Source organism: Flavobacterium sp. F52 (assembly GCF_000278705.1).
GTDB classification, from domain to species: Bacteria; Bacteroidota; Bacteroidia; order Flavobacteriales; family Flavobacteriaceae; genus Flavobacterium; species Flavobacterium anhuiense.
The window spans coordinates 53,144-77,305 of the sequence record NZ_AKZQ01000028.1; the positions used below are offsets into that span (position 1 = coordinate 53,144).

25 protein-coding genes and 1 riboswitch are annotated in these 24,162 nt (G+C 33.8%); of the genes, 7 read left to right on the forward strand and 18 right to left on the reverse strand.

Features of this window, described 5'->3' with window-relative positions; translation table 11 throughout:
* Window positions 1–795: an MOSC domain-containing protein gene (locus FF52_RS14865; RefSeq protein WP_008466755.1), complete on the forward strand. Its 795-nt coding sequence runs from the start codon at window positions 1–3 to the stop codon at window positions 793–795.
* Here FF52_RS14865 and FF52_RS14870 read toward each other — a convergent pair.
* From FF52_RS14870 to FF52_RS14925, 12 genes are all read right to left on the reverse strand, one after another.
* Window positions 792–1,502 (reverse strand): HesA/MoeB/ThiF family protein, encoded by a 711-nt coding sequence (locus tag FF52_RS14870; RefSeq protein WP_008466757.1) that lies wholly within the window; start codon window positions 1,500–1,502, stop codon window positions 792–794. The genes FF52_RS14865 and FF52_RS14870 overlap by 4 nt on opposite strands.
* Before the next feature lie 83 nt (window positions 1,503–1,585).
* Window positions 1,586–2,698 carry a 2-iminoacetate synthase ThiH gene (thiH, locus tag FF52_RS14875; protein WP_008466759.1) on the reverse strand — a complete coding sequence of 371 codons (1,113 nt, stop codon included), beginning with the start codon at window positions 2,696–2,698 and terminating at the stop codon, window positions 1,586–1,588.
* Between the two features lie 39 nt (window positions 2,699–2,737).
* Entirely contained in the window at window positions 2,738–3,115 is a 378-nt protein-coding gene (locus FF52_RS14880; protein WP_008466762.1) for a GxxExxY protein, read from the reverse strand.
* Between the two features lie 133 nt (window positions 3,116–3,248).
* Complete coding sequence (locus FF52_RS14885; RefSeq protein ID WP_035691664.1) at window positions 3,249–4,025, reverse strand: thiazole synthase; 777 nt, start codon at window positions 4,023–4,025, stop codon at window positions 3,249–3,251.
* Window positions 4,006–4,644: a thiamine phosphate synthase gene (locus FF52_RS14890; protein ID WP_008466766.1), complete on the reverse strand. Its 639-nt coding sequence runs from the start codon at window positions 4,642–4,644 to the stop codon at window positions 4,006–4,008. Before FF52_RS14890 ends, FF52_RS14885 begins: the two co-directional genes overlap by 20 nt.
* Entirely contained in the window at window positions 4,637–5,389 is a 753-nt protein-coding gene (locus FF52_RS14895) for a hydroxymethylpyrimidine/phosphomethylpyrimidine kinase (protein ID WP_008466769.1), read from the reverse strand. The genes FF52_RS14890 and FF52_RS14895 overlap by 8 nt, the downstream gene beginning before the upstream one ends.
* Entirely contained in the window at window positions 5,347–5,958 is a 612-nt protein-coding gene (locus FF52_RS14900) for a thiamine phosphate synthase (protein ID WP_008466772.1), read from the reverse strand. Before FF52_RS14900 ends, FF52_RS14895 begins: the two co-directional genes overlap by 43 nt.
* Before the next feature lie 38 nt (window positions 5,959–5,996).
* Window positions 5,997–7,820 carry a phosphomethylpyrimidine synthase ThiC gene (gene thiC, locus FF52_RS14905; protein WP_035691672.1) on the reverse strand — a complete coding sequence of 608 codons (1,824 nt, stop codon included), beginning with the start codon at window positions 7,818–7,820 and terminating at the stop codon, window positions 5,997–5,999.
* Between the two features lie 130 nt (window positions 7,821–7,950).
* Entirely contained in the window at window positions 7,951–8,157 is a 207-nt protein-coding gene (thiS, locus tag FF52_RS14910) for a sulfur carrier protein ThiS (protein WP_008466777.1), read from the reverse strand.
* Between the two features lie 67 nt (window positions 8,158–8,224).
* Window positions 8,225–8,321, reverse strand: a riboswitch (TPP riboswitch).
* Between the two features lie 122 nt (window positions 8,322–8,443).
* A complete protein-coding gene (locus tag FF52_RS14915; RefSeq protein WP_008466779.1) occupies window positions 8,444–9,004 on the reverse strand; it encodes a DNA-3-methyladenine glycosylase I in 561 nt (186 codons plus the stop codon).
* A 14-nt stretch (window positions 9,005–9,018) separates the two neighbouring features.
* Entirely contained in the window at window positions 9,019–9,699 is a 681-nt protein-coding gene (locus FF52_RS14920) for a hypothetical protein (RefSeq protein ID WP_008466781.1), read from the reverse strand.
* Between the two features lie 15 nt (window positions 9,700–9,714).
* The gene (locus tag FF52_RS14925; protein WP_008466784.1) at window positions 9,715–10,377 is read right to left on the reverse strand and encodes a queuosine precursor transporter; all 663 of its coding nucleotides are present in this window, start codon (window positions 10,375–10,377) and stop codon (window positions 9,715–9,717) included.
* A 160-nt stretch (window positions 10,378–10,537) separates the two neighbouring features.
* Between FF52_RS14925 and FF52_RS14930 the strand changes: the two genes are divergently transcribed.
* Window positions 10,538–12,601 carry a M3 family metallopeptidase gene (locus FF52_RS14930; RefSeq protein ID WP_008466786.1) on the forward strand — a complete coding sequence of 688 codons (2,064 nt, stop codon included), beginning with the start codon at window positions 10,538–10,540 and terminating at the stop codon, window positions 12,599–12,601.
* Between the two features lie 67 nt (window positions 12,602–12,668).
* Here the strand turns inward: FF52_RS14930 and tsf are convergent, their stop codons facing one another.
* From tsf to rplM, 4 genes are all read right to left on the reverse strand, one after another.
* Window positions 12,669–13,631 carry a translation elongation factor Ts gene (tsf, locus tag FF52_RS14935; RefSeq protein ID WP_008466788.1) on the reverse strand — a complete coding sequence of 321 codons (963 nt, stop codon included), beginning with the start codon at window positions 13,629–13,631 and terminating at the stop codon, window positions 12,669–12,671.
* Window positions 13,632–13,771: 140 nt separating this feature from the next.
* Window positions 13,772–14,542 (reverse strand): 30S ribosomal protein S2, encoded by a 771-nt coding sequence (gene rpsB, locus FF52_RS14940; protein WP_008466790.1) that lies wholly within the window; start codon window positions 14,540–14,542, stop codon window positions 13,772–13,774.
* 176 nt (window positions 14,543–14,718) lie between these two features.
* The gene (gene rpsI, locus FF52_RS14945) at window positions 14,719–15,105 is read right to left on the reverse strand and encodes a 30S ribosomal protein S9 (protein ID WP_008466792.1); all 387 of its coding nucleotides are present in this window, start codon (window positions 15,103–15,105) and stop codon (window positions 14,719–14,721) included.
* Window positions 15,105–15,560 (reverse strand): 50S ribosomal protein L13, encoded by a 456-nt coding sequence (gene rplM, locus FF52_RS14950; protein ID WP_008466793.1) that lies wholly within the window; start codon window positions 15,558–15,560, stop codon window positions 15,105–15,107. Before rplM ends, rpsI begins: the two co-directional genes overlap by 1 nt.
* Before the next feature lie 369 nt (window positions 15,561–15,929).
* Between rplM and FF52_RS14955 the strand changes: the two genes are divergently transcribed.
* Window positions 15,930–16,955: a LacI family DNA-binding transcriptional regulator gene (locus FF52_RS14955; protein WP_008466794.1), complete on the forward strand. Its 1,026-nt coding sequence runs from the start codon at window positions 15,930–15,932 to the stop codon at window positions 16,953–16,955.
* A gap of 39 nt (window positions 16,956–16,994) precedes the next feature.
* Here FF52_RS14955 and FF52_RS14960 read toward each other — a convergent pair whose 3' ends face one another.
* Complete coding sequence (locus tag FF52_RS14960; protein ID WP_008466795.1) at window positions 16,995–18,116, reverse strand: hypothetical protein; 1,122 nt, start codon at window positions 18,114–18,116, stop codon at window positions 16,995–16,997.
* 134 nt (window positions 18,117–18,250) lie between these two features.
* Window positions 18,251–21,088, reverse strand: a complete 2,838-nt coding sequence (gene polA, locus FF52_RS14965) for a DNA polymerase I (protein WP_008466796.1) — start codon at window positions 21,086–21,088, stop codon at window positions 18,251–18,253.
* Between the two features lie 327 nt (window positions 21,089–21,415).
* Here polA and FF52_RS14970 point away from each other — a divergent pair, with 327 nt between their 5' ends.
* The 4 genes from FF52_RS14970 to FF52_RS14985 all read left to right on the forward strand — a co-directional run bounded on the left by FF52_RS14970 (window position 21,416) and on the right by FF52_RS14985 (window position 24,138).
* Window positions 21,416–21,637, forward strand: a complete 222-nt coding sequence (locus FF52_RS14970; protein WP_008466797.1) for a hypothetical protein — start codon at window positions 21,416–21,418, stop codon at window positions 21,635–21,637.
* Window positions 21,638–21,677: 40 nt separating this feature from the next.
* Window positions 21,678–21,863 carry a hypothetical protein gene (locus FF52_RS14975; protein ID WP_008466798.1) on the forward strand — a complete coding sequence of 62 codons (186 nt, stop codon included), beginning with the start codon at window positions 21,678–21,680 and terminating at the stop codon, window positions 21,861–21,863.
* Between the two features lie 186 nt (window positions 21,864–22,049).
* The gene (locus FF52_RS14980; RefSeq protein ID WP_008466799.1) at window positions 22,050–22,724 is read left to right on the forward strand and encodes a response regulator transcription factor; all 675 of its coding nucleotides are present in this window, start codon (window positions 22,050–22,052) and stop codon (window positions 22,722–22,724) included.
* 10 nt (window positions 22,725–22,734) lie between these two features.
* Window positions 22,735–24,138: a sensor histidine kinase gene (locus FF52_RS14985; protein ID WP_008466801.1), complete on the forward strand. Its 1,404-nt coding sequence runs from the start codon at window positions 22,735–22,737 to the stop codon at window positions 24,136–24,138.
* Window positions 24,139–24,162 lie beyond the last annotated feature (24 nt).

A 24,162-nucleotide genomic window follows, 5' to 3' on the forward strand; every position in this document is an offset into this window, starting at 1 on the left:
ATGAGTGCAGTTTACATAGTAAAAGAAATTTATATTTATCCGATAAAAAGTTTGGCAGGAATCAGTTTGGAGTCTGCAAAAGCTGAAGAGATGGGATTTGAAAACGATCGCCGTTGGATGCTGATTGACGCAGAAAATCAAATGCTGACACAGAGAGAACATCGAATCATGAGTCAGTTTTATCCACAGATTTCAGATGGGAAAATCAGTATTACTTTTCAAGATCAAAAACATGAATTTTCTATTAACGAACATTTAGAAAAAGCTATAGAAGTAAATGTTTGGGATGATAGAAGCGAAGTGGTTGAAGTGAATCTTGAAACTTCAAAATGGTTTAGCCAGCATTTAGGTTTTGAATGCAAATTGGTTAAAATAATAAAAAATGGAGATCGCAAACATGAAAGCTCTAGATTAAAAGAAACATTCAATGTAAGTCTAGCAGACGGTTATCCATATTTATTAATTGGATCTAAAAGTTTGGATTTTTTGAATGATAAATTAGACGAAAAAATTACCATAAAAAGATTTCGCCCAAACCTTGTAGTAAGTACTAGAAATCCTCATGAAGAAGATGATTTTAAGACTTTTGCGATAGGAGAAGTTCAATTTAAAAATATAAAACCCTGCGGAAGATGTGTTATGGTGAACAATGATCCTGAAAATGGGCGTTTAAAAAAAGAACCTCTGAAAACTTTAAGCAAGTATAGAAATGTTGATAATTCGGTTTTATTCGGAACTAATATTGTGAGTTTGAATTCAGGAATTATTTCTGTTGGTGATGAGGTTGTTTTTTAGAAATTCAACTTTGTAAAGTTCCAATTTAGAGTATTGAAAATTACCAATTCATTTTGTAAAGTGGGCAATTCAAGAATCAGTTTTAAGGTTTCGTGTGCCATCATGTTGCCTATAATTCCAGGTAATGTTCCTAAAACGCCATTTAAATCGCAATTCGGAACATCTTTTGGATCGGGCATTTCAGGAAATAAATCACGGAGATTTTTACTTCCGTTATGATTGAAAACAGCAATCTGGCCTTCAAATTTTAAAATGCTTCCGTAAACCAAAGGTTTTTTTAGCTGAACGCAAGTATCATTTACTAAATAACGGGTCGAAAAATTATCAGAACCATCCACAACAATATCATACTGTTGAATGATTTCTGAAGCATTCTCAGCAGTTAATTTTTCATTGATTGCAACAGCTTCAATCAACGGATTTAGTTTTGAAACCACTTCTTTTGCTACGATAGATTTATGCTGTCCGATCTCATTTTCAGTATATAAAATCTGTCGGTGAAGATTGTGAATTTCAATCGTATCAAAATCCATTATTCCGATAAAACCAACTCCAGCGGTTGCAATATATTGTAAAATCGGGCAGCCTAAACCACCGGCGCCAATTACTAAAACTCTAGCTTTTTTTAATTTTTCTTGGCCTTCGTCTCCAATTTCAGGAAGGATGGTTTGTCTGTTGTAACGAAGGAATTCTTTTATGATGCTCATTTTTTTAATTGTGAATTGTGAATTGTGAATTGTAAAATGTTAAGTCGTCAAACTTGAAACTTGAACTTGAAACTTGAAACATTTCAACTATAAGCTTTGTCCCAATCTTTCCAAACAGGTTCGTAGCCTGCATTTTTTATGATTTTTGAAATTTCTTCTGCTGAGCGTTCATCGCTGATTTCAAATTGCTCTAAAGATTGCGGATCAACAACATAACCGCCAGGATTTGTCTTAGAACCAGCGCTCATGCTCGTAACGCCAATCGGAATTATATTGTTTCTGAATTTTTCGTTTTCTCTTGTTGAAATCGAAATTTCTAAATCTTCATTCCATAATCTGTATGCGCAGATTAATTGCGTCAAATCTTTATCATCCATAATAAAATTAGGTTCAATAATGCCTTCAGCCGGACGCAGACGAGGAAAAGAAACAGAATATTTCGTTTGCCAATATTTCTTCTGCAAATAATCTAAATGCAAAGCATTGAAAAAACTGTCTGTTCGCCAGTCTTCCAAACCTAATAAAACACCCAAACCAATTTTATGAATTCCAGCAGTTCCAATGCGGTCAGGAGTTTCCAATCGATAATCAAAATTTGATTTCTTGCCTTTTGTATGATACTTTTTGTAAACCTCCTGATGATACGTTTCCTGATAAACCAAAACCGAATAAACCCCAGCGTCATGCAGACGTTGATAATCTTCCGTAGAAAGCGGTTGCACTTCGACAGAAATAATCGAAAAATCTTCTTTGATTAAGTTAATAGCATTCAGAAAGTAATTGATATTTACGGTATAATTCGCTTCGCCGGTAACCAATAAAACATGATCAAAACCTGCTTTTTTTAAGGCTTCAACTTCAAGTTTTATTTCTGTATCAGTTAGTGTTTTTCTTTTGATTTTATTATCTAAGCTAAATCCGCAATAAGTGCAGATATTTTGGCATTCGTTGCTCAAATATAATGGAGCATACATTTGAATCGTTTTTCCGAAACGTTTCTTCGTGATTTCATGGCATTTTTGTGCCATTTGCTCTAAATAATTCTGAGCAATTGGTGAAATCAAAACCAGAAAGTCTTCGAGATTGTATTTGGTTTTAGCCAAAGTACGTTCGACATCTTTTGATGTGGTTTTATATATTCTGGATTGGATTTCATCCCAATTATATTGCTCGAAAATAGATTTGAATGTGTTCATTTTTTATTTGTTTCCCGCAGATTTTGCAGATCATGCAGATTAAATTTTATTGGCAACACGATGAATATTTTCTAAGATATTAGAACAGTTGAAATTGACTAATAATCCAAGTTTTTTATTAGTCAATTTTAAATAAGTATTTAATTGTTTAAAATGAATAGGTTTTATTTCTTCTACTGATTTTAATTCTATAATTACTTTATCTTCTACCAAAATGTCTAATCTGAAATTTATGTTTAGGTAAACATTATCATATTTAACTGGTAAATCAATTTGTTTAACTACGTGTAAGCCATCTTTTTCTAATTGATAATATAGTGCGCTCTCATATACCGATTCTAATAATCCAGGTCCAAGAATGTTATAAACTTTAAAAATTGCTCCTCTAATTTTATATGAAATCTCATTTTCTGACATAATTTTTTTATTCAAAATTAAGGAAATTTCTGTCTTTCTAAGATGTGCAAAAAAAACGTAATAAAATAGATTGAGCAGTTTCAGCATAAAAAATATCTGCTAAATCTGCAGAATCTGCGAGAGAAAAATCAATTTACTCATAAAGAAAAGAAGTCAAAGGACTAGAAGCCGAAGCGTAATTTTGCTGATGGGCAACTTTGGCTTCAAAAGCCTTTCTTCCCGCAATAACCGCTTCCTTAAAAGCTTCGGCCATTAACTTTGGATTTCCAGCAACGGCAATTGCAGTGTTCACCAAAACAGCATCCGCGCCAATTTCCATTGCTTTGGCAGCATCAGAAGGAGCTCCAATTCCAGCATCAACAATAACAGGAACAGTACTTTGTTCGATTATGATTTCAAGGAAATCAATCGTTTTTAAGCCTTTATTGCTTCCAATTGGCGATCCTAAAGGCATTACGGCAGAAGTTCCAGCACTTTCTAAATGTTTGCACAAAACAGGATCAGCGTGAATATACGGAAGCACAATAAAACCCAATTTCGCCAATTCTTCTGTGGCTTTTAAAGTTTCAATCGGATCTGGCATTAAATATTTCGGATCGGGATGAATTTCTAGTTTTACCCAGTTTGTTTCTAGAGCTTCTCGAGCCAATTGTGCCGCAAAAACAGCTTCCTTGGCATTTCTTGCACCTGAAGTATTAGGCAGTAAATTAATGTTTGGATGTTTTAAATGCGATAAGATAGCATCAGTATCTGTTTCGAGATCAATGCGTTTTAGTGCAACGGTAACCAATTCGCTTTCTGAAGCTAAAATGGCGCTTTCCATTTCTTCATTTGAACCAAATTTTCCCGTGCCGAGAAACAAACGAGATTTGAAGCTTTTGTCTCCTATATTAAACAATGATGTTTGCATACAATTTTTCTTTTAGTTGTTGAATTAATTTTTCCTTTTCATCACATTCAGTAATGATTCCAGAAACGGCAATTCCGAAAATTCCGGTTTCCATTAACGGACTTACATCACGTAATGTGATGCCACCAATGGCATAAACAGGAATGCTTATTTTATTTTTTTTCAGTTTTTGTAGAATGTCATAATAACCTGATAAGCCTAAAATTGGACTCAGTTTTTCTTTTGTGGTAGTAAAGCGAAAAGGACCTAATCCGATATAATTACATCCATTTTTGACGTGATTTTGAATGTCTTCAAAAGTATTAGCCGTTCCTCCGATTACTTTTGAAGGGCCCAGAAAAATTCTAGCTTCGTCGATTTTAGTATCAGTTAAACCTAGATGAATGCCGTCAGCGTCTATTTCTTTAGTGAGTTGCAAATTGTCGTTTACAATAAAATTGGCTGTATATTTTTCGCATAAAGGTTTTACCGCTTCCGCTAAAGTAAAAGCGTCCTTTTGTGTCTGGTTTTTAAAGCGCATTTGCACCCAATTGCACCCTCCGTCGAGCGCCTGATGAATATTGTATAATTGTTTTTCGATAGTTTCGCCCTGCGAGATATATTGAAGTTTGCTATACATAATGATATCCGATTAAAGTTGACGTTGAACTCAGGTAATTTTCGATATAGACTTTAGCATTTTTGCAGGCAGTTTCCATATTTTGATTTAGTGCTAAATTTGAAGCGATTGCAGAAGAAAGCACACAGCCAGAGCCATGTTTTTCAGAACAATTTTTTTCTGTTGGGAATAATTCAATAATCTTATTTTTTATAAACAATTGGTCTTTTCCAACTTCATTTAAATTATGTCCTCCTTTAAGCAGAATAGCAGTCGAAATTTCATTCTCAATCCAAAGATGGTCTTTTATAAAGCCAGGAATCAATTGTTCAATTTCTATATAATTGGGCGTAATCAAATCGATTTTGGATAGTACTTGATTTAAGTTTGAATGATCCTCAATAGTAAGAAAATCAAATGCTGTGGTTGATTTTAAAACTGGATCCCAAACAATTTTTGTGCTTGGTGAAACTAGTTTTATACAGGAAAGAATCCGATTTAAATAAGACAAAGAAGGTATAATTCCGATTTTTACGGCGCTGATTTTATAGCTTTTAAATAAAATTTCAATAGATCGTATCACAAAATTGATATTGACCCATTCAATCTTGTGAAATTCATTTTCTGTCTGAATTGTGTTAGCTGTCGCAATGGCAAAACCAGTAACTTTATGCTGTTCAAATGTTTTGATATCAGCCAAAATCCCAGCACCGCCAGACGGATCTAAACCTGCGATTGTGAGTACGAAAGGGCGATTTTCTGACATAATTTAAATTGTTTTACAGGATTTTCATTGTTCCAAATACTTCCCAAAAGAGCGATATCGTCAAAACCATTTTCAAGTGTTTTTTGAATGTTTTCAGCATCAATTCCACCCAAAGCAATCACTTTTGTTTTACTGTTGGTTTTTGATTTTAAAGCTTCGAAGAGATCAATTTCTGGATAATAATTTTCTTTAGAAATACTTTTAAAAACAGGACTTAAGAATGCATATTCAAAATCATTTTCTAACGAGTTAAAATCTTCAATCGAATGTGTTGACGTTGATTTAGACCTACAAATTTTTGAAAACCTTGCAGGATCAATAGAATTACTTTTTCTCTCTTTTTTAGAAAAATGAAATCGGTTAATGCCAAAATCCTCTGCTAAATGATGATGATTGTGCAAAACCATTTTATTTCGAAATTCTAGTTTTATCTGATGAATAAATTGAGCCATTTCTACTTCTGAAAAATCAGGTTTCCGAATATGAAGCAAAGACAACCCTTCTTCTAATAAAGAATTCAGCATTTCAATTTCATCTTCAACAAAAAAAGGATTAGAAATTACAATCATATCTTTTTTCTATATTCTTTCCTCTATTTTCTAAAACTCTAAATATAAATCTCTTTACCTTGCTCAATAAATTCCTCTGATTTCTCCTGCATTCCTTTTTCTGCGGCAGCGACATCTCTAATTTCTTGTGATATTTTCATTGAACAGAATTTTGGTCCGCACATCGAGCAGAAATGCGCCACTTTTGCACCATCGGCAGGAAGTGTTTCATCATGAAATTCTCTTGCTGTATCTGGATCTAAAGCCAGATTAAACTGATCTTCCCAACGGAATTCAAAACGCGCTTTACTCAAAGCATTATCACGATATTGCGCTCCTGGATGACCTTTTGCCAAGTCGGCAGCATGAGCCGAAATTTTATACGTGATTACGCCGTCTTTTACGTCTTTTTTGTTTGGCAAGCCAAGATGTTCTTTTGGCGTTACATAGCACAACATCGCACAGCCATACCAGCCAATCATTGCGGCGCCAATCGCAGAAGTAATGTGGTCGTAGCCTGGTGCAATATCTGTGGTTAAGGGACCTAAAGTATAAAACGGAGCTTCATGGCAATGTTCTAATTGTTTGTCCATGTTTTCTTTAATCATGTGCATCGGAACGTGTCCTGGGCCTTCAATGAAAACCTGAACATCGTGTTTCCATGCAATTTTTGTCAATTCGCCTAAAGTTTCCAATTCGGCAAACTGTGCAGCATCATTCGCATCTGCAATCGAACCTGGACGTAAACCATCTCCAAGAGAAAAAGCAACATCGTATTGTTTCATGATTTCGCAGATTTCTTCGAAATGTGTGTACAAGAAGTTTTCTTTATGATGAAACAAACACCATTTTGCCATAATCGATCCGCCTCGTGAAACGATTCCTGTAACACGGTTTGCAGTTAAATGAATGTAACGAAGCAAAACCCCAGCATGAATTGTAAAATAGGAAACACCTTGTTCTGCTTGTTCAATTAACGTATCGCGGAAAATTTCCCAAGTTAAATCTTCTGCAATTCCTTTTACTTTTTCTAAAGCCTGATAAATCGGAACGGTTCCAATTGGGACAGGAGAATTACGGATAATCCATTCTCTGGTCTCGTGAATGTTTTTTCCTGTAGATAAATCCATAATCGTATCAGCTCCCCAGCGACAAGCCCAAACGGCTTTTTCAACTTCTTCTTCAATACTCGAAGTCACGGCACTGTTTCCAATATTAGCATTGATTTTTACCAAGAAATTACGTCCCACAATCATTGGTTCGCTTTCTGGGTGATTGATGTTGTTTGGAATTATAGCACGTCCAGCAGCAACTTCAGAGCGCACAAATTCAGGAGTGATTTTGTTTTTTGGAGTATTAGCGCCAAAGCTATTTCCATTATGCTGGCATTGCATCGCTTTGGTTTGTTCGTTTAAAAGTTCAATACGCTGATTTTCACGAATAGCAATATATTCCATTTCTGGTGTAATAATGCCTTGTTTGGCGTAGTATAATTGTGTTACGTTCGCACCTTTTTTAGCACGTTTTGGCTGATGCAGATACTCAAAACGAAGATGATTCAGGCTTTCATCTTTCAGTCGGCTTTGGCCATAATCTGAAGTGATTTCGTCTAAAATCTCAACATCATTTCGATCTAAAATCCATTGTTCTCTTATACGAGGAAGCCCTTTTCTAACATCAATTTCAACGTTTGGATCTGTGTAAGGTCCAGAAGTATCATAAACCGTTACAGGAGGATTTTTTTCTACTCCGCCATTTGACAGTTTGGTGTCGCTCAAAGCAATTTCGCGCATGGCTACTTTTATAGGATGGATTTCACCATCGATATAAACTTTTTTGGAATTCGGAAATGGGGTTCTGGATATTTGTTCTTCTGTAGTCATAGTATTTTTTGTTTCAAGTTTCATGTTTAATCTGATTGGGGTATTTCACGTTGTTAATCGTAGAGGGCTGCAGTGCATCAACACCCAGTATATAATTGGAATTTTTATTTTTTGATTTGGAATTTAAATCTTAACCACCTTGTGTTGCAGAAATAATCAGAATTTCGTCAGTTTCCTGTACGAGGAATTCGTTCCATTTGAGTTTTGGAACAACGGTATTGTTGACAGCAACGGCGATTCCGTTTTGTTTATTCGGAATTTCGAGATCGAGCAATGATTGAACGCTTAGCGATTCAGCATTGAATTTTTTGGTTTGTTGATTGATTTTTAGTTCCATTCCTTTTTCAGTTTAGTGTATAGATACACATTAGGAATGGCTGCAATAACGCATAGAAATGCGTTCAAGAAGTCATCTTACTTTTCCCTACGCTAGTATGAACTAGATCAGGTTCAGAGGGTAAAATCTCAGCCTGCGTGATGCAGACACCCCTAAAGTGTGAAGCAAATATATGTAATTTTTTTTTAAGTTTTTAGTCTCGGTCTCAGTTTGCAGTCCTTAAAATATAGTTTCAAGTTTTGAAATACTCAAAATTAGCACTGAAAACTGTGACTGCGACTGATAACTATTTATTTCTCCTCCAACAATCCTCGATATGATCATTGACCATTCCAGTCGCCTGCATATGAGCATAAACGACTGTTGAACCTACGAACTTGAAACCGCGTTTTTTTAAATCTTTGCTTATTGCATCAGAAATTGGAGTTGTGGCTGGAACATCTTTTAGAGTTTTTGGTTTATTGTCAATTGGTTTTCCATTAGTAAATTTCCAAATGTACTCAGAGAAGGTCCCAAATTCTTCTTGAATTTTCATAAAAGCCTGAGCGTTTGAAACGGCAGAGTTTATTTTAAGTTTATTGCGAATAATTCCTGTATTCTGCATTAATTCTTCGACTTTATCTTCAGAATAATTGGCGATTTTTTTATAATCAAAATTGTCGAAAGCAGTTTTGAAGTTTTCTCTTTTATTTAAAATAGTAATCCAGCTTAAACCTGCTTGAAAAGTTTCCAGAATTAAAAATTCAAAAATAGTTGGGTCGTCATAAACAGGAGTTCCCCATTCTTCGTCATGATATTTTTTATATAAATCGCTAGCAGAACACCAGCCACATCTTATTGGTTCCATTTTTTTATTATAAATTATCTTCCAATCTGCCAGCTATATCCTTTTACACTAGGAATATAAGCTGAACGTCCAACTATAACTAAATTATTGTAAACTTTTTTGTTGTATTTAATGCCAATCGCATTTCCAGAAGTATACATTTTATTGGCTTTAAAGACTACTTTCATTTTGCCATCTTCCAGTTCTGCATCAGAGACTCTTTCGACAAACCAAGTAGACTGCCATTTTACAGCCAATTCATTTTCTGCTGTTTTAGTTACACTTTTTACTAATTTGAGAGCTTCTTCTGGAATTTCAAAGTTCTCAGTTAACTGCTTTTGGGTCATGGTCTGGCCCTTTTTACATTTATCTAATATTTTACGAATATTGACAAAATTTAATAGCTTCTCGTTAACTTCCTTTTTTATAGGAGTTGGTGGAGTGGCTATGTTATTTGTGGTTTGCGAACTTAATGGTTTAAATTCTATTGGGTTTTTGATTGCAAAAGGATCTTTTTGGACAACAGTCTTTTTTGAGTCAAACTCTTTTGGCGCCGTAATGCTTTTTGAAGAAATTTTAGGATTTACTTTTACAGAAGCAGGTGTCAACTTATTGACAGGTTGAATGACTTTTTTAGGCTGTTTTTTTTCGTCATTGCCACAGCTGAAAAAGAGATAGGTAACAGAGAACAAAATATAAAAGTAATTTTTTTTCATGACCTAAATATTTTTTTATCCTTTATGAGCAGGATCTTCGTCCAAATATTTTTTAATTAGATGATGTCCTAAATATATCGCTGGAGTCAATAAAATAGCTATTGCTAATTTAAAAGTATATCCTATTAATCCTGAAGATATAAAGGTGTCAAAATCAATTTTTCCAGGCAACCAAAAAGCAATTCCTAAAACAATAAATGAATCAAATAATTGCGAAATAACAGTAGAACCGGTTGCTCTCAGCCATATTTTCTTCTCGCCAGTTCTGTTTTTAAAAAACCAAAATATCCAAACATCAATAAGCTGCGAAGCCATGAAGGCTATTAAGCTCCCAACTATAATCCACATACTTTGCCCAAATACTGCTTGAAACTGATCATCATTTACTGGACTAATTCCTTTTGCAGCGGGAATAGTAATGGCCATAAAAAGGATCAAAAATGCATAAGCAATCAGACATGCGGTTATGAAAGAAAGTTTTTTTACACCCTTTTCGCCAAAATATTCATTAATTAAATCGGTGGTTAGAAATACAATTGGCCATGGCAAAATTCCTATACTCATCACAAAAGGCCCAATTTGGATTAATTTACCTCCAATTAACTCAGCCACAACGGCATTGGTTATAAAAATTCCTGCTAAAATTACAAAAACAATTTCTTTTCTGGTTCTAAACATTTGATTTTTGGTATTGATGTTCCAAAAATAAACTATTTCTTTAAATCTTTGAAACTATAATTTTTTAGCATATGAAGTTTGCTCTTGATTAGTTAATTTTGAGATTCTGTTGCATTTTTTGCCAGTCAAATTTTGCACAAAATTAATTAATGCATTTGTTATGAAAACACCTATAGAATTAGATAATCCATTGTTAAAAGATTGGTCTGGACCTTATGGAGGCGTTCCAGATTTCACAGCCTACAAAGTTTCAGATTTTAAGCCTGCAATAGAATTTGCTATTAAGGAAAAATTAGAAGAAATTGATGCAATTGCTAATAATCCAGAAGAGGCGACCTTTAAAAATACGATTGAAGCATTGGAACTTTCTGGCGAAAAATTGGATAGAATTCACGCAGTTTATGGCATTTACAGATCCAATTTAAGTACTCCAGAATTTAATGCGGTTGATACCGAAATGTCTCCAAAATTGGCAGAAATTAATGATAAACTGTATCAGAATGAAAAACTGTTCTCTAGAATTGAAAGCTTATACAAATCAGATCAAAAGAAGAATTTAACCAAGGAACAGCAGCGTGTGCTTTGGTTGTATTATACTGATTTTGTTAGGGAAGGAGCAGAGCTAAATGAAGAGAATAAAGAGAAAGTGGCTAAGATCAATCAGGAATTGGCAACACTTTTTACAGCTTTCAGTCAAAAGTTGTTGGCAGAAGAAAACAATCAGTATATAGAATTAAAAACAGAAGATGATTTTGAGGGTTTACCAGAAGAATTTAAAAATGCTGCTATTGCAGAGGCAAAAGAGCGAAATCTGACTGCTTTAGGTTGTATTGGAAACACTAGATCTTCAATTGAACCTTTTCTGACTTTCTCAAACAGAAGAAATTTAAGAGAAAAAGCTTTTGATATTTTCGTAAAACGAGGCGATAATAAGAACGAAAATGATACAAATGCAACACTTGTGTCGATTCTAAAATTAAGGGCTGAAAAGGCAAAGATTTTAGGTTTTAAAAACTTTGCAGAATGGAGTTTATCAAATAAAATGGCCAAAGATCCACAGAAAACGCTCGATTTGATGCGTTCTGTATGGAAACCAGCTGTAGAAAAAGTAAAAAATGATGTTTCAGCCATGCAAAAAATGGTTGATGAAGAAGGCGGAAATTTTAAAACTCAGCCTTGGGACTATCGTTTTTATGCAGAAAAAGTGCGTAAAGCAAAATACGATTTAGATCAAAATGAAATTAAACAGTATTTACAGCTTGAAAACTTGCGCGAAGGAATGTTCTGGACAGCTGGTGAATTGTTTAACTTAGGTTTTAAGCAATTATTTAATGTTCCGGTTTATCATCCTGATGTTCGTGTTTGGGAAGTGAATAATAAAAATACAGGAGAAGCGATAGGCCTTTGGTATTTTGATCCTTATGCGCGCACAGGAAAGCGTTCAGGGGCGTGGATGAATTCGCATAGGGATCAGCAGAAGATAAAAGGGAATGTACTTCCTATTGTGTCGAATAATTGCAATTTTATAAAAGGAAATAGCGAAGAACCTGTTTTGATTTCGTGGGATGATGCAACGACATTATTTCATGAATTTGGTCATGCGCTTCATGGTTTGTGCTCAAATGTTACTTATCCAAGTCTTTCAGGGACTTCTGTTGCCAGAGATTATGTGGAATTTCCATCTCAGCTTTTAGAGCATTGGTTGGCAACGCCTGAAGTTCTAAATAAGTTTGCACTTCATTATAAAACAAATGAACCATTGTCTCAGTCATTGGTGGAAAGAATAGGGAAGGCTGCTAATTTTAATGAAGGATTTGCCACGGTAGAAACGATTTCAAGTTCGTTTGTCGATATGGAATTGCATTTAACGACAGAAACGATTGATCCGCATGCATTTGAAAAGAAAGTTTTAGACGAGATTAATATGCCGTCAGAAATTGTAATGAGACATAGAATTCCGCAGTTTGCTCACATATTCTCAAGCGACGGATATGCGGCTGGCTACTATAGCTATTTATGGGCAGATGTCATTAATGCAGATGCTTATGAGGCTTTTCTGGAAGCAGATGGGCCGTTTGATAAAAGTGTTTCTGAACGTCTTTATAAAACAGTTTTAAGTGTCGGAAATACTATTGATAACGAAGAAATGTATGAGAATTTCAGGGGACATGCCCCAAAATCTGATGCATTGATGCGAGCAAGAAATTTTCCAGTTGAGAATTAGCTTTATATGAAAATAAAAAAGCCCGAATAAATAAAATATTCGGGCTTTTTATATTGAAAATAATATATTAACCTAAAGTAACTCTTTTGAAACCTGTAATTTCAACATTGAATCCTTTAACATAATCACCAACTTTTTTACTGTCATCTTTGATGAAGTTTTGATCTAAAAGAGCTTTCTCTTGATCTAAAGTAGTGTTGTCAGAAATGAAACGTTGAACTTTTCCTGGAAGAATTTTGTCCCAGATTTGCTCTGGTTTTCCTTCAGCTTTTAATTCAGCTTTAGCATCTTCTTCAGCTTGTTTAATAACTTCAGGAGTTAACTGAGAGAAAGAGATGTATTTAGGAACATTTTTCAAAGTTTTTCCTAAACGTTTTGCTTCTTCATTGTCTTTTTCGATTACAGCAATACGAGCAGCAAGTTCAGATTCAACAAAAGCAGGATCAAAATCTTTGTAAGATAAAGTATCAGCTCCCATAGAAGCAACTTGCATAGAGATGTCTTTTGTTAAAGTTTCAGCGTTTGCAACTGGAGCAGAAATTGCAGTTAAAGCAGCAATTTTGTTAACGTGAACATAAGATCCAACGTAAGCACCTTCTAAAATTTCAAAACCGCCGATTTCGATTTTCTCACCGATAACTCCAGTTTGCTCGATTAATTTCTCAGCAACTGTAATTCCGTTGAAATCAGAAGCTAATAATTCTTCTTTTGTAGAGAAGTTGATAGCTCTTTCTACTAAATCTTTAGCTAAAGCAACGAAAGCCTCATTTTTACCTACGAAGTCAGTTTCACAGTTTAAAGTGATGATAGCTCCTTTAGTGTTGTCAGCATTGATAAAAGAAACAGCAGCACCTTCAGCAGACTCACGGTCAGAACGGTTAGCAGCAACTTTTTGTCCTTTTTCTCTAAGGATTTGTATCGCTTTATCGAAATCTCCTTCAGCTTCAACTAAAGCTTTTTTACAGTCCATCATTCCGGCACCTGTAGATTGTCTTAATTTATTTACGTCTGCAGCAGTAATTGTTGACATAATATTTTGAATTTTTAATGTTAAAAGTAAAAAATTCCAGCTTTTAAATCCCAAACTCCAATTTTATTAAATTATCAACATAACGTTTTTAATTTTGTATTTGGAATTTGGAATTTAAAATTTGGAATTTAAAATTTGATTTATTCTTCAGTTTCAGTTGCAGGAGCAGCTTCAGCCTCAACAGCAGGAGCTTCTTCAGCAGCTTCAACTTCTTTTTCAGCACCTCTGTCAGAAAGACCTTCGATTACTGCAGTAGTTACTAAAGATAAAATTTTGTCAATTGATTTAGAAGCGTCATCATTTGCAGGAATCACGTAATCAACCTCTCTTGGGTCAGAATTCGTATCAACCATTGCGAAAACTGGAATGTTTAATTTTTGAGCTTCTTTTATTGCGATGTGTTCAGCTTTGATATCTACTACGAACAATGCTGCAGGTAGTCTAGACATATCAGCAATTGAACCTAAGTTTTTCTCTAATTTAGCACGTAGACGATCAACTTGTAAACGCTCTTTTTTAGATAAAGTGTTGAAAGTACCATCTTTCTTCATTTTATCGATAGAAGACATTTTTTTAACTGCCTTTCTGATAGTTACGAAGTTAGTCAACATACCACCTGGCCATCTTTCAGTGATGTAAGGCATGTTTGCAGCTTTTGCTTTATCAGCAACGATGTCTTTTGCTTGTTTTTTGGTAGCTACGAATAAGATTTTTCTACCTGATGCAGCGATTTTTTTCAAAGCTTCGTTAGCTTCTTCAATTTTAGCTGCAGTTTTATATAGATTGATAATGTGAATACCATTACGCTCCATATAAATGTAAGGAGCCATGTTTGGATCCCATTTTCTAGTCATGTGTCCGAAGTGAACACCTGCTTCTAGTAATTCTTTTACTTCTATTTTGTTTGCCATTTTTGTACTAGTTTACGTTCTGTTGATTAGCAATGTGTGAATGGCGATTTCTCTGGCTTCATACATTTAGATGCTAAACTATATCCTACCTCGATAGGAGAGCAACAATAACTGTGTTTTTTAATTTCAATAAATAATTGATAATGTCTTGTCCCATCTGAACAAGACAGGTAATATTAACGTTTAGAGAATTGGAATCTCTTACGAGCTTTCTTCTGACCGAATTTCTTACGTTCAACCATTCTTGGGTCTCTTGTTAATAAACCTTCTGGTTTAAGGATAGCTCTGTTTTCAGCGTTAACTTCACACATTACACGTGCTAATGCCATTCTTACAGCTTCTGCCTGACCAGTTGTACCACCTCCGTAAACGTTTACTTTTACGTCAAAGTTACTAGCGTTTTCAGTCATAGAAAGCGGTTGTAAAACTTTGTATTGTAAAGTTGCAGTTGGAAAGTAAGTTGCGAATTCTTTTTTGTTTACAGTGATGTTTCCTGTTCCTTCAGAAACGTATACACGTGCAACAGCGGTTTTTCTTCTACCGATTTTGTGAATAACTCCCATTACTTAAGATCATTTAGGTTAACAGTTCTAGGTTTTTGAGCTCCGTGTTTGTGCTCAGATCCTACAACAACATTTAGATTTCTAAAAAGTTCAGCACCTAATTTGTTTTTAGGCAACATACCTTTTACAGCTTTTTCTACTAATGCAGCTGGATTTTTAGCTTGCAATACTTTAGCAGTTAAAGTTCTTTGTCCTCCTGGGTAACCTGTATGACGCATGTAAATTTTGTCATTCATTTTTGTACCTGTAAGGTTAATTTTTTCTGAGTTGATAACAATTACGTTATCTCCACAGTCAACGTGCGGTGTGTAACTTGGCTTGTACTTACCTCTCAAGATCATTGCAACTTTAGAAGCAAGACGTCCTAAGTTATGACCTTCAGCGTCAACAACAATCCACTCTTTAGTTACAGTGGCTTTGCTTGCTGAAACTGTTTTGTAGCTTAATGCGTCCATAATATTATTTTAATTAAACATTCCATCCCCAATAAAGGGGATGCAAAAGTACAATTAATTATTTTAAAACCAAATACCTGAAAAGAATATTTTATCTGCTGAAAATCAGGACTTCAGTTTTTTAATTAAAACATTCAAAAAAGTATTTGAATTATTTGATGGAGAAAGCTTTTGAAATTGTATGTTTTTTGTGCAAAAATATTGTTTATAAGGTATATAGAACAATTTATAATATAGATTTCAGAAAAATCATATCGTTTGCTGGTTTTCTTTGGAAAAGGCTTGATTATTTTAAATACTGATAGGTGTTTTTTGTTTTATTTTAGGTAATTCTACTATATTTGTATTAATTACATAAAATTCAATTGGATGAAAGCTAAAGCAACTCTAAAACAAATTGCGAAGGAACTTGGTGTTTCTGTTTCGACTGTATCTAAAGCGTTGAATGACAGTCCAGAAATTAGTGAACAAACAAAGGTGAAGATTAAAGAGTATGCCAAACTCAAAAATTATAAGCCGAATGTTATTGGTTTGAATCTAAAAAATCGTAAAACAAAAACGATTGGGGTAATTATTCCTAATATTTTAAATTCTTTCTTTGCGAAAGTTTTTAGCGGTATTGAGAAAGTTGCCGATAAAAAAGGATATAATGTAATTACGTGTATCTCTAACGAATCTTTAGAGAAAGAAATCCACACGCTTGAAATGTTAAGCAATGGAACAATTGACGGATTTATTCTTTCGGTTTCAGAAGAAGCTCAAAAACTTCAAGATTACAATCACTTTTCGGAAATTATTAATGACGGAACGCCAATTGTAATGTTTGACCGTATTGCTGATGAAGTTGATTGTGATAAGGTTGTGGTAGACGATTTCGATTCGGCATTAAACTCGACACAGCATTTAATTAATCTTGGATGTAAAAATATTGCTTTAATATCTTCTGTAGATAATTTAAGTGTTGGAAAACTAAGAGCTGATGGTTATTTAAAAGCTTTAAAAGACAATAATATTCCAGTTAACGAAAAAATTATTCTTCGTACCGATTCTGAAGAAGACATGAAAGCTAAAATAGATGCGCTTTTTGAGAATAAAATTGATGGAATTTTTGCTTTGGACGAAAATGATTCGGTTGCGGCTTTAAGAGTAAGTTTAAAAAAAGGATACAGAGTTCCAGAAGATATTTCGATCATTGGTTTTGCCGATGGTATTTTAGCTTCAAGACGTTTGTCGCCAAGTTTGACTACAGTAAGTCAGCATGGAGTTGAAATTGGAGAAGTGGCTGCCAAAAGATTAATCGAAAGATTAGAAGAGCCAGAAGGAACAGTCTCAGATTACGAAACAATCGTCATCAAAACAAAATTGAAAGAAAGAGAATCAACTCGAAAAAAATAAAAATAAAAAAAATCCATTCGTTAAGCGAATGGATTTTTTTTATTTAAGCTCATAAGGAAATTTAGGATTCTTGTACTTTTTTAATTTCTCAAAAGGAACTAAAAAAGATTCCTCGCAAGATCTTGCTGCTCTATAAAAAATAGGAGTAAATTCAATTCCTTTTTCTGTGTAATTCCAAGAAGGAAAATCCCAATATTCTTCGTTGGTATAATCGCAAGGATCGTCATCTGTATTTTTTGGTTTTTCAAAATGTTGCTGAGAGTTAATCACAGCCAGTAATTTTGGAGCAAAAAAATCATTTCTGTATTTTGAAAAAGCATCAAAATTATTTTCACTGTCGCCCGTAACGCTTTTGTCAAAAGCTAGGATATCATCAATTCCATATTGTTTTCCATTATTTAAATCAATGAGATAGCCATTGCCACCAAAATCGGGATGTGCACCTCCGCAATCCCAACCACTAAAAATTTCAAATCCCAGCAAATTATTATTCAGAAAATTTATGGTTGTTGTGTTTTCAATGCCTTTTCCTTGGCTATATTCAAAACTAGATGCACAATTAAGCTGAGCTAATGTGTTTTCAATATGTATGCTTTCTAAAACAGGATTAATCAAAGTTTTATTTTTCTCTGAAAAATTATTTCCCAATCTAAAGAAATTTGAATCGCAATGTTTCTCAGAATACCATACAAATTCTTTGTTGTTATAAAGTGTTGTTTTCTGTTTTTTAAATTCGAGGAATTTATATTTCACAAGATTTAAACGTTCGTCATCAAATCTAATTTTGAGATTTGATTTGTAGTTGTCAAAATTTACAGGTTCAAGATGAACGGCTAACTGCTTGTCTTTGGCATCATACCAAAAACCATCAAAATTATTGCCTGATTTCTTTAAATAGAATTTTTCAGTTATAACATCGCCTGGTTTAAAATAGAAAGTAAAATTATTGCTGTCTTTTAGTTTTCCTTCGAGCTTAATATCTTTTAATGAGTTTTTGTAGAAGTAAACGGCATTTAAATTGGTTTCATTGTCAGAATTGTAGACCTGTACAGTCATAAAAATGATGCTTTTTCCTAGAGTTCCTTCCAGATAATAAATTTTGTTCTGGCAAAATGAAATTGTTGAGTAAAGTAGAAATAGGAAGAAAAAATATTTTTTCATTTTCTTTTAAATCTTTAAAGGTGGTTATAAAACTGTAAAAGTAGCAAAAGTAAAATTCTTACAATGTTGTTTTTAATGAATAAAAAAAGCTATTCAAAATCGAACAGCTTTTAATATGATAAATAATTTATTTTTTAGTGCGCTTCTAACCAATCTTTACCCATTCCAAGTTCAACTTCCAAAGGAACCGACATTTTAAAGGCATTTTCCATTTCGTGTTTGATCATAGGCTGGATTTTTTCGAGTTCGTCATTGTGAACATCGAACACAAGCTCATCATGCACTTGAAGCAACATTTTAGACTTCCAGTTTTCATCACGAAGTTTTTTATGAATATTAATCATGGCAATTTTAATCACATCGGCAGCGCTTCCTTGAATTGGCGCGTTGACAGCATTTCGTTCTGCGGCGCTTCTTACAACGGCATTAGCAGAATTAATGTCTTTTAAGTATCTACGGCGCCCTAAAATAGTTTGCACATAGCCTTTTTCTCTTGCAAAATCTACTTGATCTGAAATATAAGATTTAAGACGTGGGTAAGTTTTGTAATAAGCATCGATCAAAGCAGCACTTTCGCTTCTTGAAAGTGAAGTTTGGCTACTTAATCCAAAAGCAGAAACACCATAGATAATTCCGAAGTTTACCGTTTTGGCATTGCTTCTTTGTTCGCGGGAAACTTCTTCTAAAGCAACATTAAAAACCTTTGCAGCCGTTGCTCTGTGAATATCTTCTCCGTCTTGAAAAGCTTTGATCATATTTTCTTCGCCACTTAGAGCTGCAATAATTCTTAATTCAATTTGCGAGTAATCGGCAGAGATTAAAGTATAGTTTTCGTCGCGTGCCACAAAAGCTTTACGAATCTGGCGTCCTCTTTCAGTACGAATCGGAATGTTCTGTAAGTTTGGATTGTTAGAACTCAAACGACCAGTTGCCGCAACTGCCTGCATATAATCGGTATGAACGCGTAAGGTCTTTTTGTCAACCTGTTCTGGTAATGCTAATATATAGGTGCTTTGCAGCTTTACCATTTGGCGCCAATCTAAAATATCTTTTACAATTGGATTGTCATTTGCTAAATAAGTCAAAACTTCCTCACCAGTTGCATATTGTCCGGTTTTGGTTTTCTTTTGCTTAGCTCCGCCAATTTTAAGTTTATCGAATAAAATATCTCCTAATTGTTTTGGAGAAGCAAGGTTGAATGTTTCGCCAGCTGTTTCGTATATTTTCTGTTCCAAAGATTTGATTTCAACATCCATTTCTTTAGACATTTGTTTTAAGAAATCAACATCTAAACGAATGCCTTCCATTTCCATATCAGCCAAAACGCTTACTAGTGGAATTTCGATATCATCAAAAAGCTTCTTAGTTTCAGTCCTATCTAGTTCAGTTGTAAAGATTTCTTTCAGTTGTAATGTAATGTCGGCATCTTCAGCAGCATATTCTTTAATGTCTTCCAAAGGCACATCACGCATATTAAGCTGATTTTTTCCTTTTTTACCAATTAGAGTTTCAATTGATTTTGGAGAATATTTCAAATAAGTTTCTGCTAAAATATCCATATTATGACGCATATCTGGATTGATCAGATAATGTGCAATCATAGTATCAAAAAGCTTTCCTTTTACAGTAACGCCGTAATTAGAAAGTATTTTTAAATCATATTTTAAATTCTGCCCAATTTTTTCAATGTTTTCATTTTCAAAAAACGGAACAAATTTTTCAATCAAGGCTTTTGCTTCTTCTTGATTTTCAGGAAACGGAACATAAAATGCTTTTCCTTTTTCGTAAGAAAATGACATTCCTACCAATTCTGCGTGCAAAGCATCGATTCCTGTAGTTTCTGTATCGAAACAAACTGCAGACTGTTTTTGCAGATTCTGTAAAAGCAATTTAATTCCTAGATCACCTTGTATGGTCTGATAGGAATGTTCTGTGTTTTCTAAAGTGTTATAGAAAGAAGTTCTTGGAGCATCTGTATCTTCATCTGCACTAGCACTTCCAAAAAGATCAAATTGATCTTCATTTTTGGCAGGAGTTTTTTTAGCTGGTTTTGCATCTGGAGCAGCATTGGCAGTCTGAGCACCATCTGTTCTAAATAAATTGTCGAACTGCTCAGCCATTCTTCTGAATTCTAATTCTTGAAAAATAGCATCTGTTTTTTCTATATCTGGACGAGAAAGTTCGTAATCTTCCTCATTAAAAGTAACGTCGCAATCTGTAATAATGGCCGCCAGTTTTTTAGAAAGAATTCCTTTTTCTTTATTCGCTTCAATGTTTTCTTTCATTTTACCTTTTAGCTTGTCTGTATTAGCCAAAAGATTTTCCATAGAACCAAACTCTTTCAGGAATTTTTTAGCTGTTACTTCACCAACACCGGGCAATCCAGGAATGTTATCCACCGCGTCGCCCATCATTCCAAGAAAATCAATTACTTGCTCAGGTCTTTCAACTTCAAATTTTGCCAAAACCTCAGGAACTCCCCAAATTTCGATTCCGTTACCCATTCGGGCAGGTTTATACATAAAGATATTTTCAGAAACCAATTGCGCAAAATCTTTATCGGGCGTTACCATAAATACCTGATAGTTTTGTTTTTCGGCTTGTTTGGCAATTGTTCCAATCAAATCATCGGCTTCGCAACCTTCAAGCTCAATAATCGGAATATGCATGGCTCTTAATAGCTCTTGAATATACGGAACAGCAATTTTAATTGCCTCTGGAGTTTCATCTCGGTTTGCTTTGTATTCTACAAACATTTCGGTTCTCACATGGCTTCCCCCTTTATCAAAAGCAACGGCCAAATGATCTGGTTTTTCTCTTTTAATAACATCTAAAAGTGAGTTCATAAAACCCATAATTGCAGATGTATCCATTCCTTTTGAGTTGATTCTCGGGTTTTTTATAAATGCATAATAACCACGAAAAATTAGTGCATAAGCATCTAGAAGAAAAAGGCGTTTTTGAGTTGACATATTAAAAATATTAGTCTGTAAAAATAAACAATTGAGGTTGCAAAAATTAATCAAAAAAGAAATTTTTTACCATATAAGTTATATAAGTTCATTTTAGCTGAGATGTGTCTGTAGAGAAGCACCGCAGTGCGTCTTCTATTTCATCTGTAATATTATTTTATAGTGAATATTTAAAATGAACTTATATAACTTATATGGTGAAAATCTGCAAAGCGTTAATATCAAGTTAAAATTTTTTATTCAGGGATTTCTTCATTTTCTCTTCATGTTGCGAAGGTAATTTTGATCTGTAAAATAAAAGGTATTAATTCTTAAATCTTAGAAATCATGAGAAATTTATTAATGGTATTAGTGGCAGTTTTAGGAACAAGTGCAATGGTTCACGCATTTCCTGCAAAAGATGGTAAAGATGCTCCTGCAAAAGAGGTAAAAGCAACAAAACACCCAAAAAACAAATCTGATAAAAAAGTAAAATCAGGAAAAAGTGAAGCTTCAAAAACAGAAACAGCAAAAGTAAATAAAGAAACAAAAAAAGAAGCAAAAAAATAATTTAATATATAAAGTTGGTTAATTTAAAAATTTAAAGATCATGAAAAAATTAGTTTTATTAGCAGTAGCAGTTCTAGGAACAAGTATAATGGTAAACGCTCAAACAACTCCAGCTCAGGCAGCGCCTGCAAAAGAAGTTAAAGCAACCAAACATCATCATCATAAAGGAAACAAAAAAGCAAAAGCTGAAGCGCCAAAAGAAGAGGCAGCAGCTGTGAAAAAATAAGAATTGCTCTCGTTTTGTTTTCGAAGCATTGTAACGGAGGCAAAAACAGGAATAATGATTATGAGAATGCGATTGAAGAAGCTGATGAAGAAATTTGTCAGCTTTTTTCATTCGTTAATTTTTTAATAATGTACAGCTGGATTTTTGATAATTGATTAATTTTAGTTGTGCTTAAATGCTTTGTTTATGAATGTTTTAATTGTTGAAGATAATAAAGAGCTTGCTGTAGAAATTTACGATTTTTTATGTAATGCAGGTTATATCTGTAAAATTGCCAATAGTTGTGCAGATGCTTTGGAGGAATTTGGAAGCAATGATTATGATGCCATGCTGTTGGATTTGGGTTTGCCTGATGGAGACGGTTTTGAGGTTTTGCAGACAATTCGAAAAACTAAATCAAAAATCGCAGTAATTGTGCTCACCGCCCGAGGAGAATTGGATGACAGGATTAACGGACTTCATCTTGGAGCCGATGATTATTTAACAAAGCCTTTTGCTTTGACAGAATTGGCGGCAAGATTGTTTGCAGTGATTCGTAGGATTCATGGTTTTACCTTAAACAATTTAAGTATTCATGGCTTTTTGCTACAGCTTCAAGATTATAAAGTAAGTTTTAATGAAATTCCTTTAAGTCTTACCAAAAAGGAGTTTGATATTTTCCAGTATTTAGTTCTTAATAAAAACCGTGTCATTACAAGATTGCAATTGACCGAACATATCTGGGGTGATATTTTAGAAGTCAATTCAGATTCTAATTTTATCGATGTCCATGTTCGAAATCTCCGAAAAAAATTAGACAAACATACTTCAATAGATTGGTTTGAAACAGTTCGAAATGTGGGTTATCGTATAAACGAATAAATTTATTCTTGTGAAAATAAAACATCAATTAGCCATTTTTAATGCCATGACCAGATTGTTGGTCATTTTGATTTTATGGCTAATGCTTCCAATTTTGGTCGAAAATGTGGTATATCACCATATTAATAACACATTGCTGGAGAAAAAGAAAAAATTTATTGAACATCTTAATCAAGAAGAAATAAATGATTTTATAGAAAACCCAGATGACACGACTGAGACTTTTGCTGAATTTTCAACTTTGCATAGTGAGTTTTTGGTGCTGTCTAGGGTTCCTATAAAGCCACATCAGAAAAAATCAACTTTTACGAACGAATATCGTAAGATTGAAAATGAAGAAAGCGAATACAGAATATTACAGCATCATTTTACTTATGAAGGTGTAGATTATCAGCTTGAAATAGGCAGCAGTCTCAGTGAAGTCAACGATTTGACTTTTGTAATCAGACTGTTTATTATAATTGTATTTGTGGTGATTCTATTCATTACTTTTTTGGCTGATACTTTTTTTATTGAATACCTTTTAAAGCCATTTTATAAAATAATTGATACCAAAATTAGGCGTGTAAACGAACCTGAAACGTTTGACCATACTCCGATAAAAGCGGCTTCAAGAGATTTCAGAGAATTGGATTTTGTTTTGAACCAAATGATGGATCGAATTGCGGAGGTTTTTAAAAAAGAAAAACAGTTTATTTCGAATGTTTCGCACGAACTTTTAACACCAATAGCATTGCTCAAAAATAAACTAGAAAACTTGCTGCAGAATGAATCTTTAGATGACAATGCGGTTGATAAAATTGCGGGTTCTTTAAAGACGCTAGATATGCTCAAAAAGATTATCAATAATTTATTGCTGATTTCCAGAATAGATAATAATCAGTATGAATTGAATGAAGCAATTAATCTTCGCGAAATTATTTCTGATCTGCAAGAGGATCTTCAAGATCGTATTGAGGATAAAGAAATTCACTTCCAAAATAAAATGGAAAACAATTTTGTTTTTACCGGAAACAAAACTTTAATTCATATCCTAATTTATAATTTGGTGACCAACGCCATAAAATATAATAAACCGCAAGGAAAAATTATTGTTGAAGATGGTTTTGCAGATCATCATTATTTTATTTCGGTAAAGGATTCCGGAATTGGAATGGATGAATCACAGCTTGAGAAAATATTCAGTCGTTTTGCCAGAATCAGTTCTGATCAGGAAGGACAGGGCTTAGGTCTTGCAATTGCTAAGAGTATTGCTTCTTTTCATCATATAGAAATTACTGTAGAATCTGAATTAGGAAAAGGAACTTCTTTTAAATTATGGTTTTCAAAATCACAATTAAAAGTTAAACTTTTCTGTAAGACTTTTTCTTCATTTTGTCTTCATTTTGTGGTTATATCTTTGACTTATAAATAATGAAAATAACAATCATAAAAATTT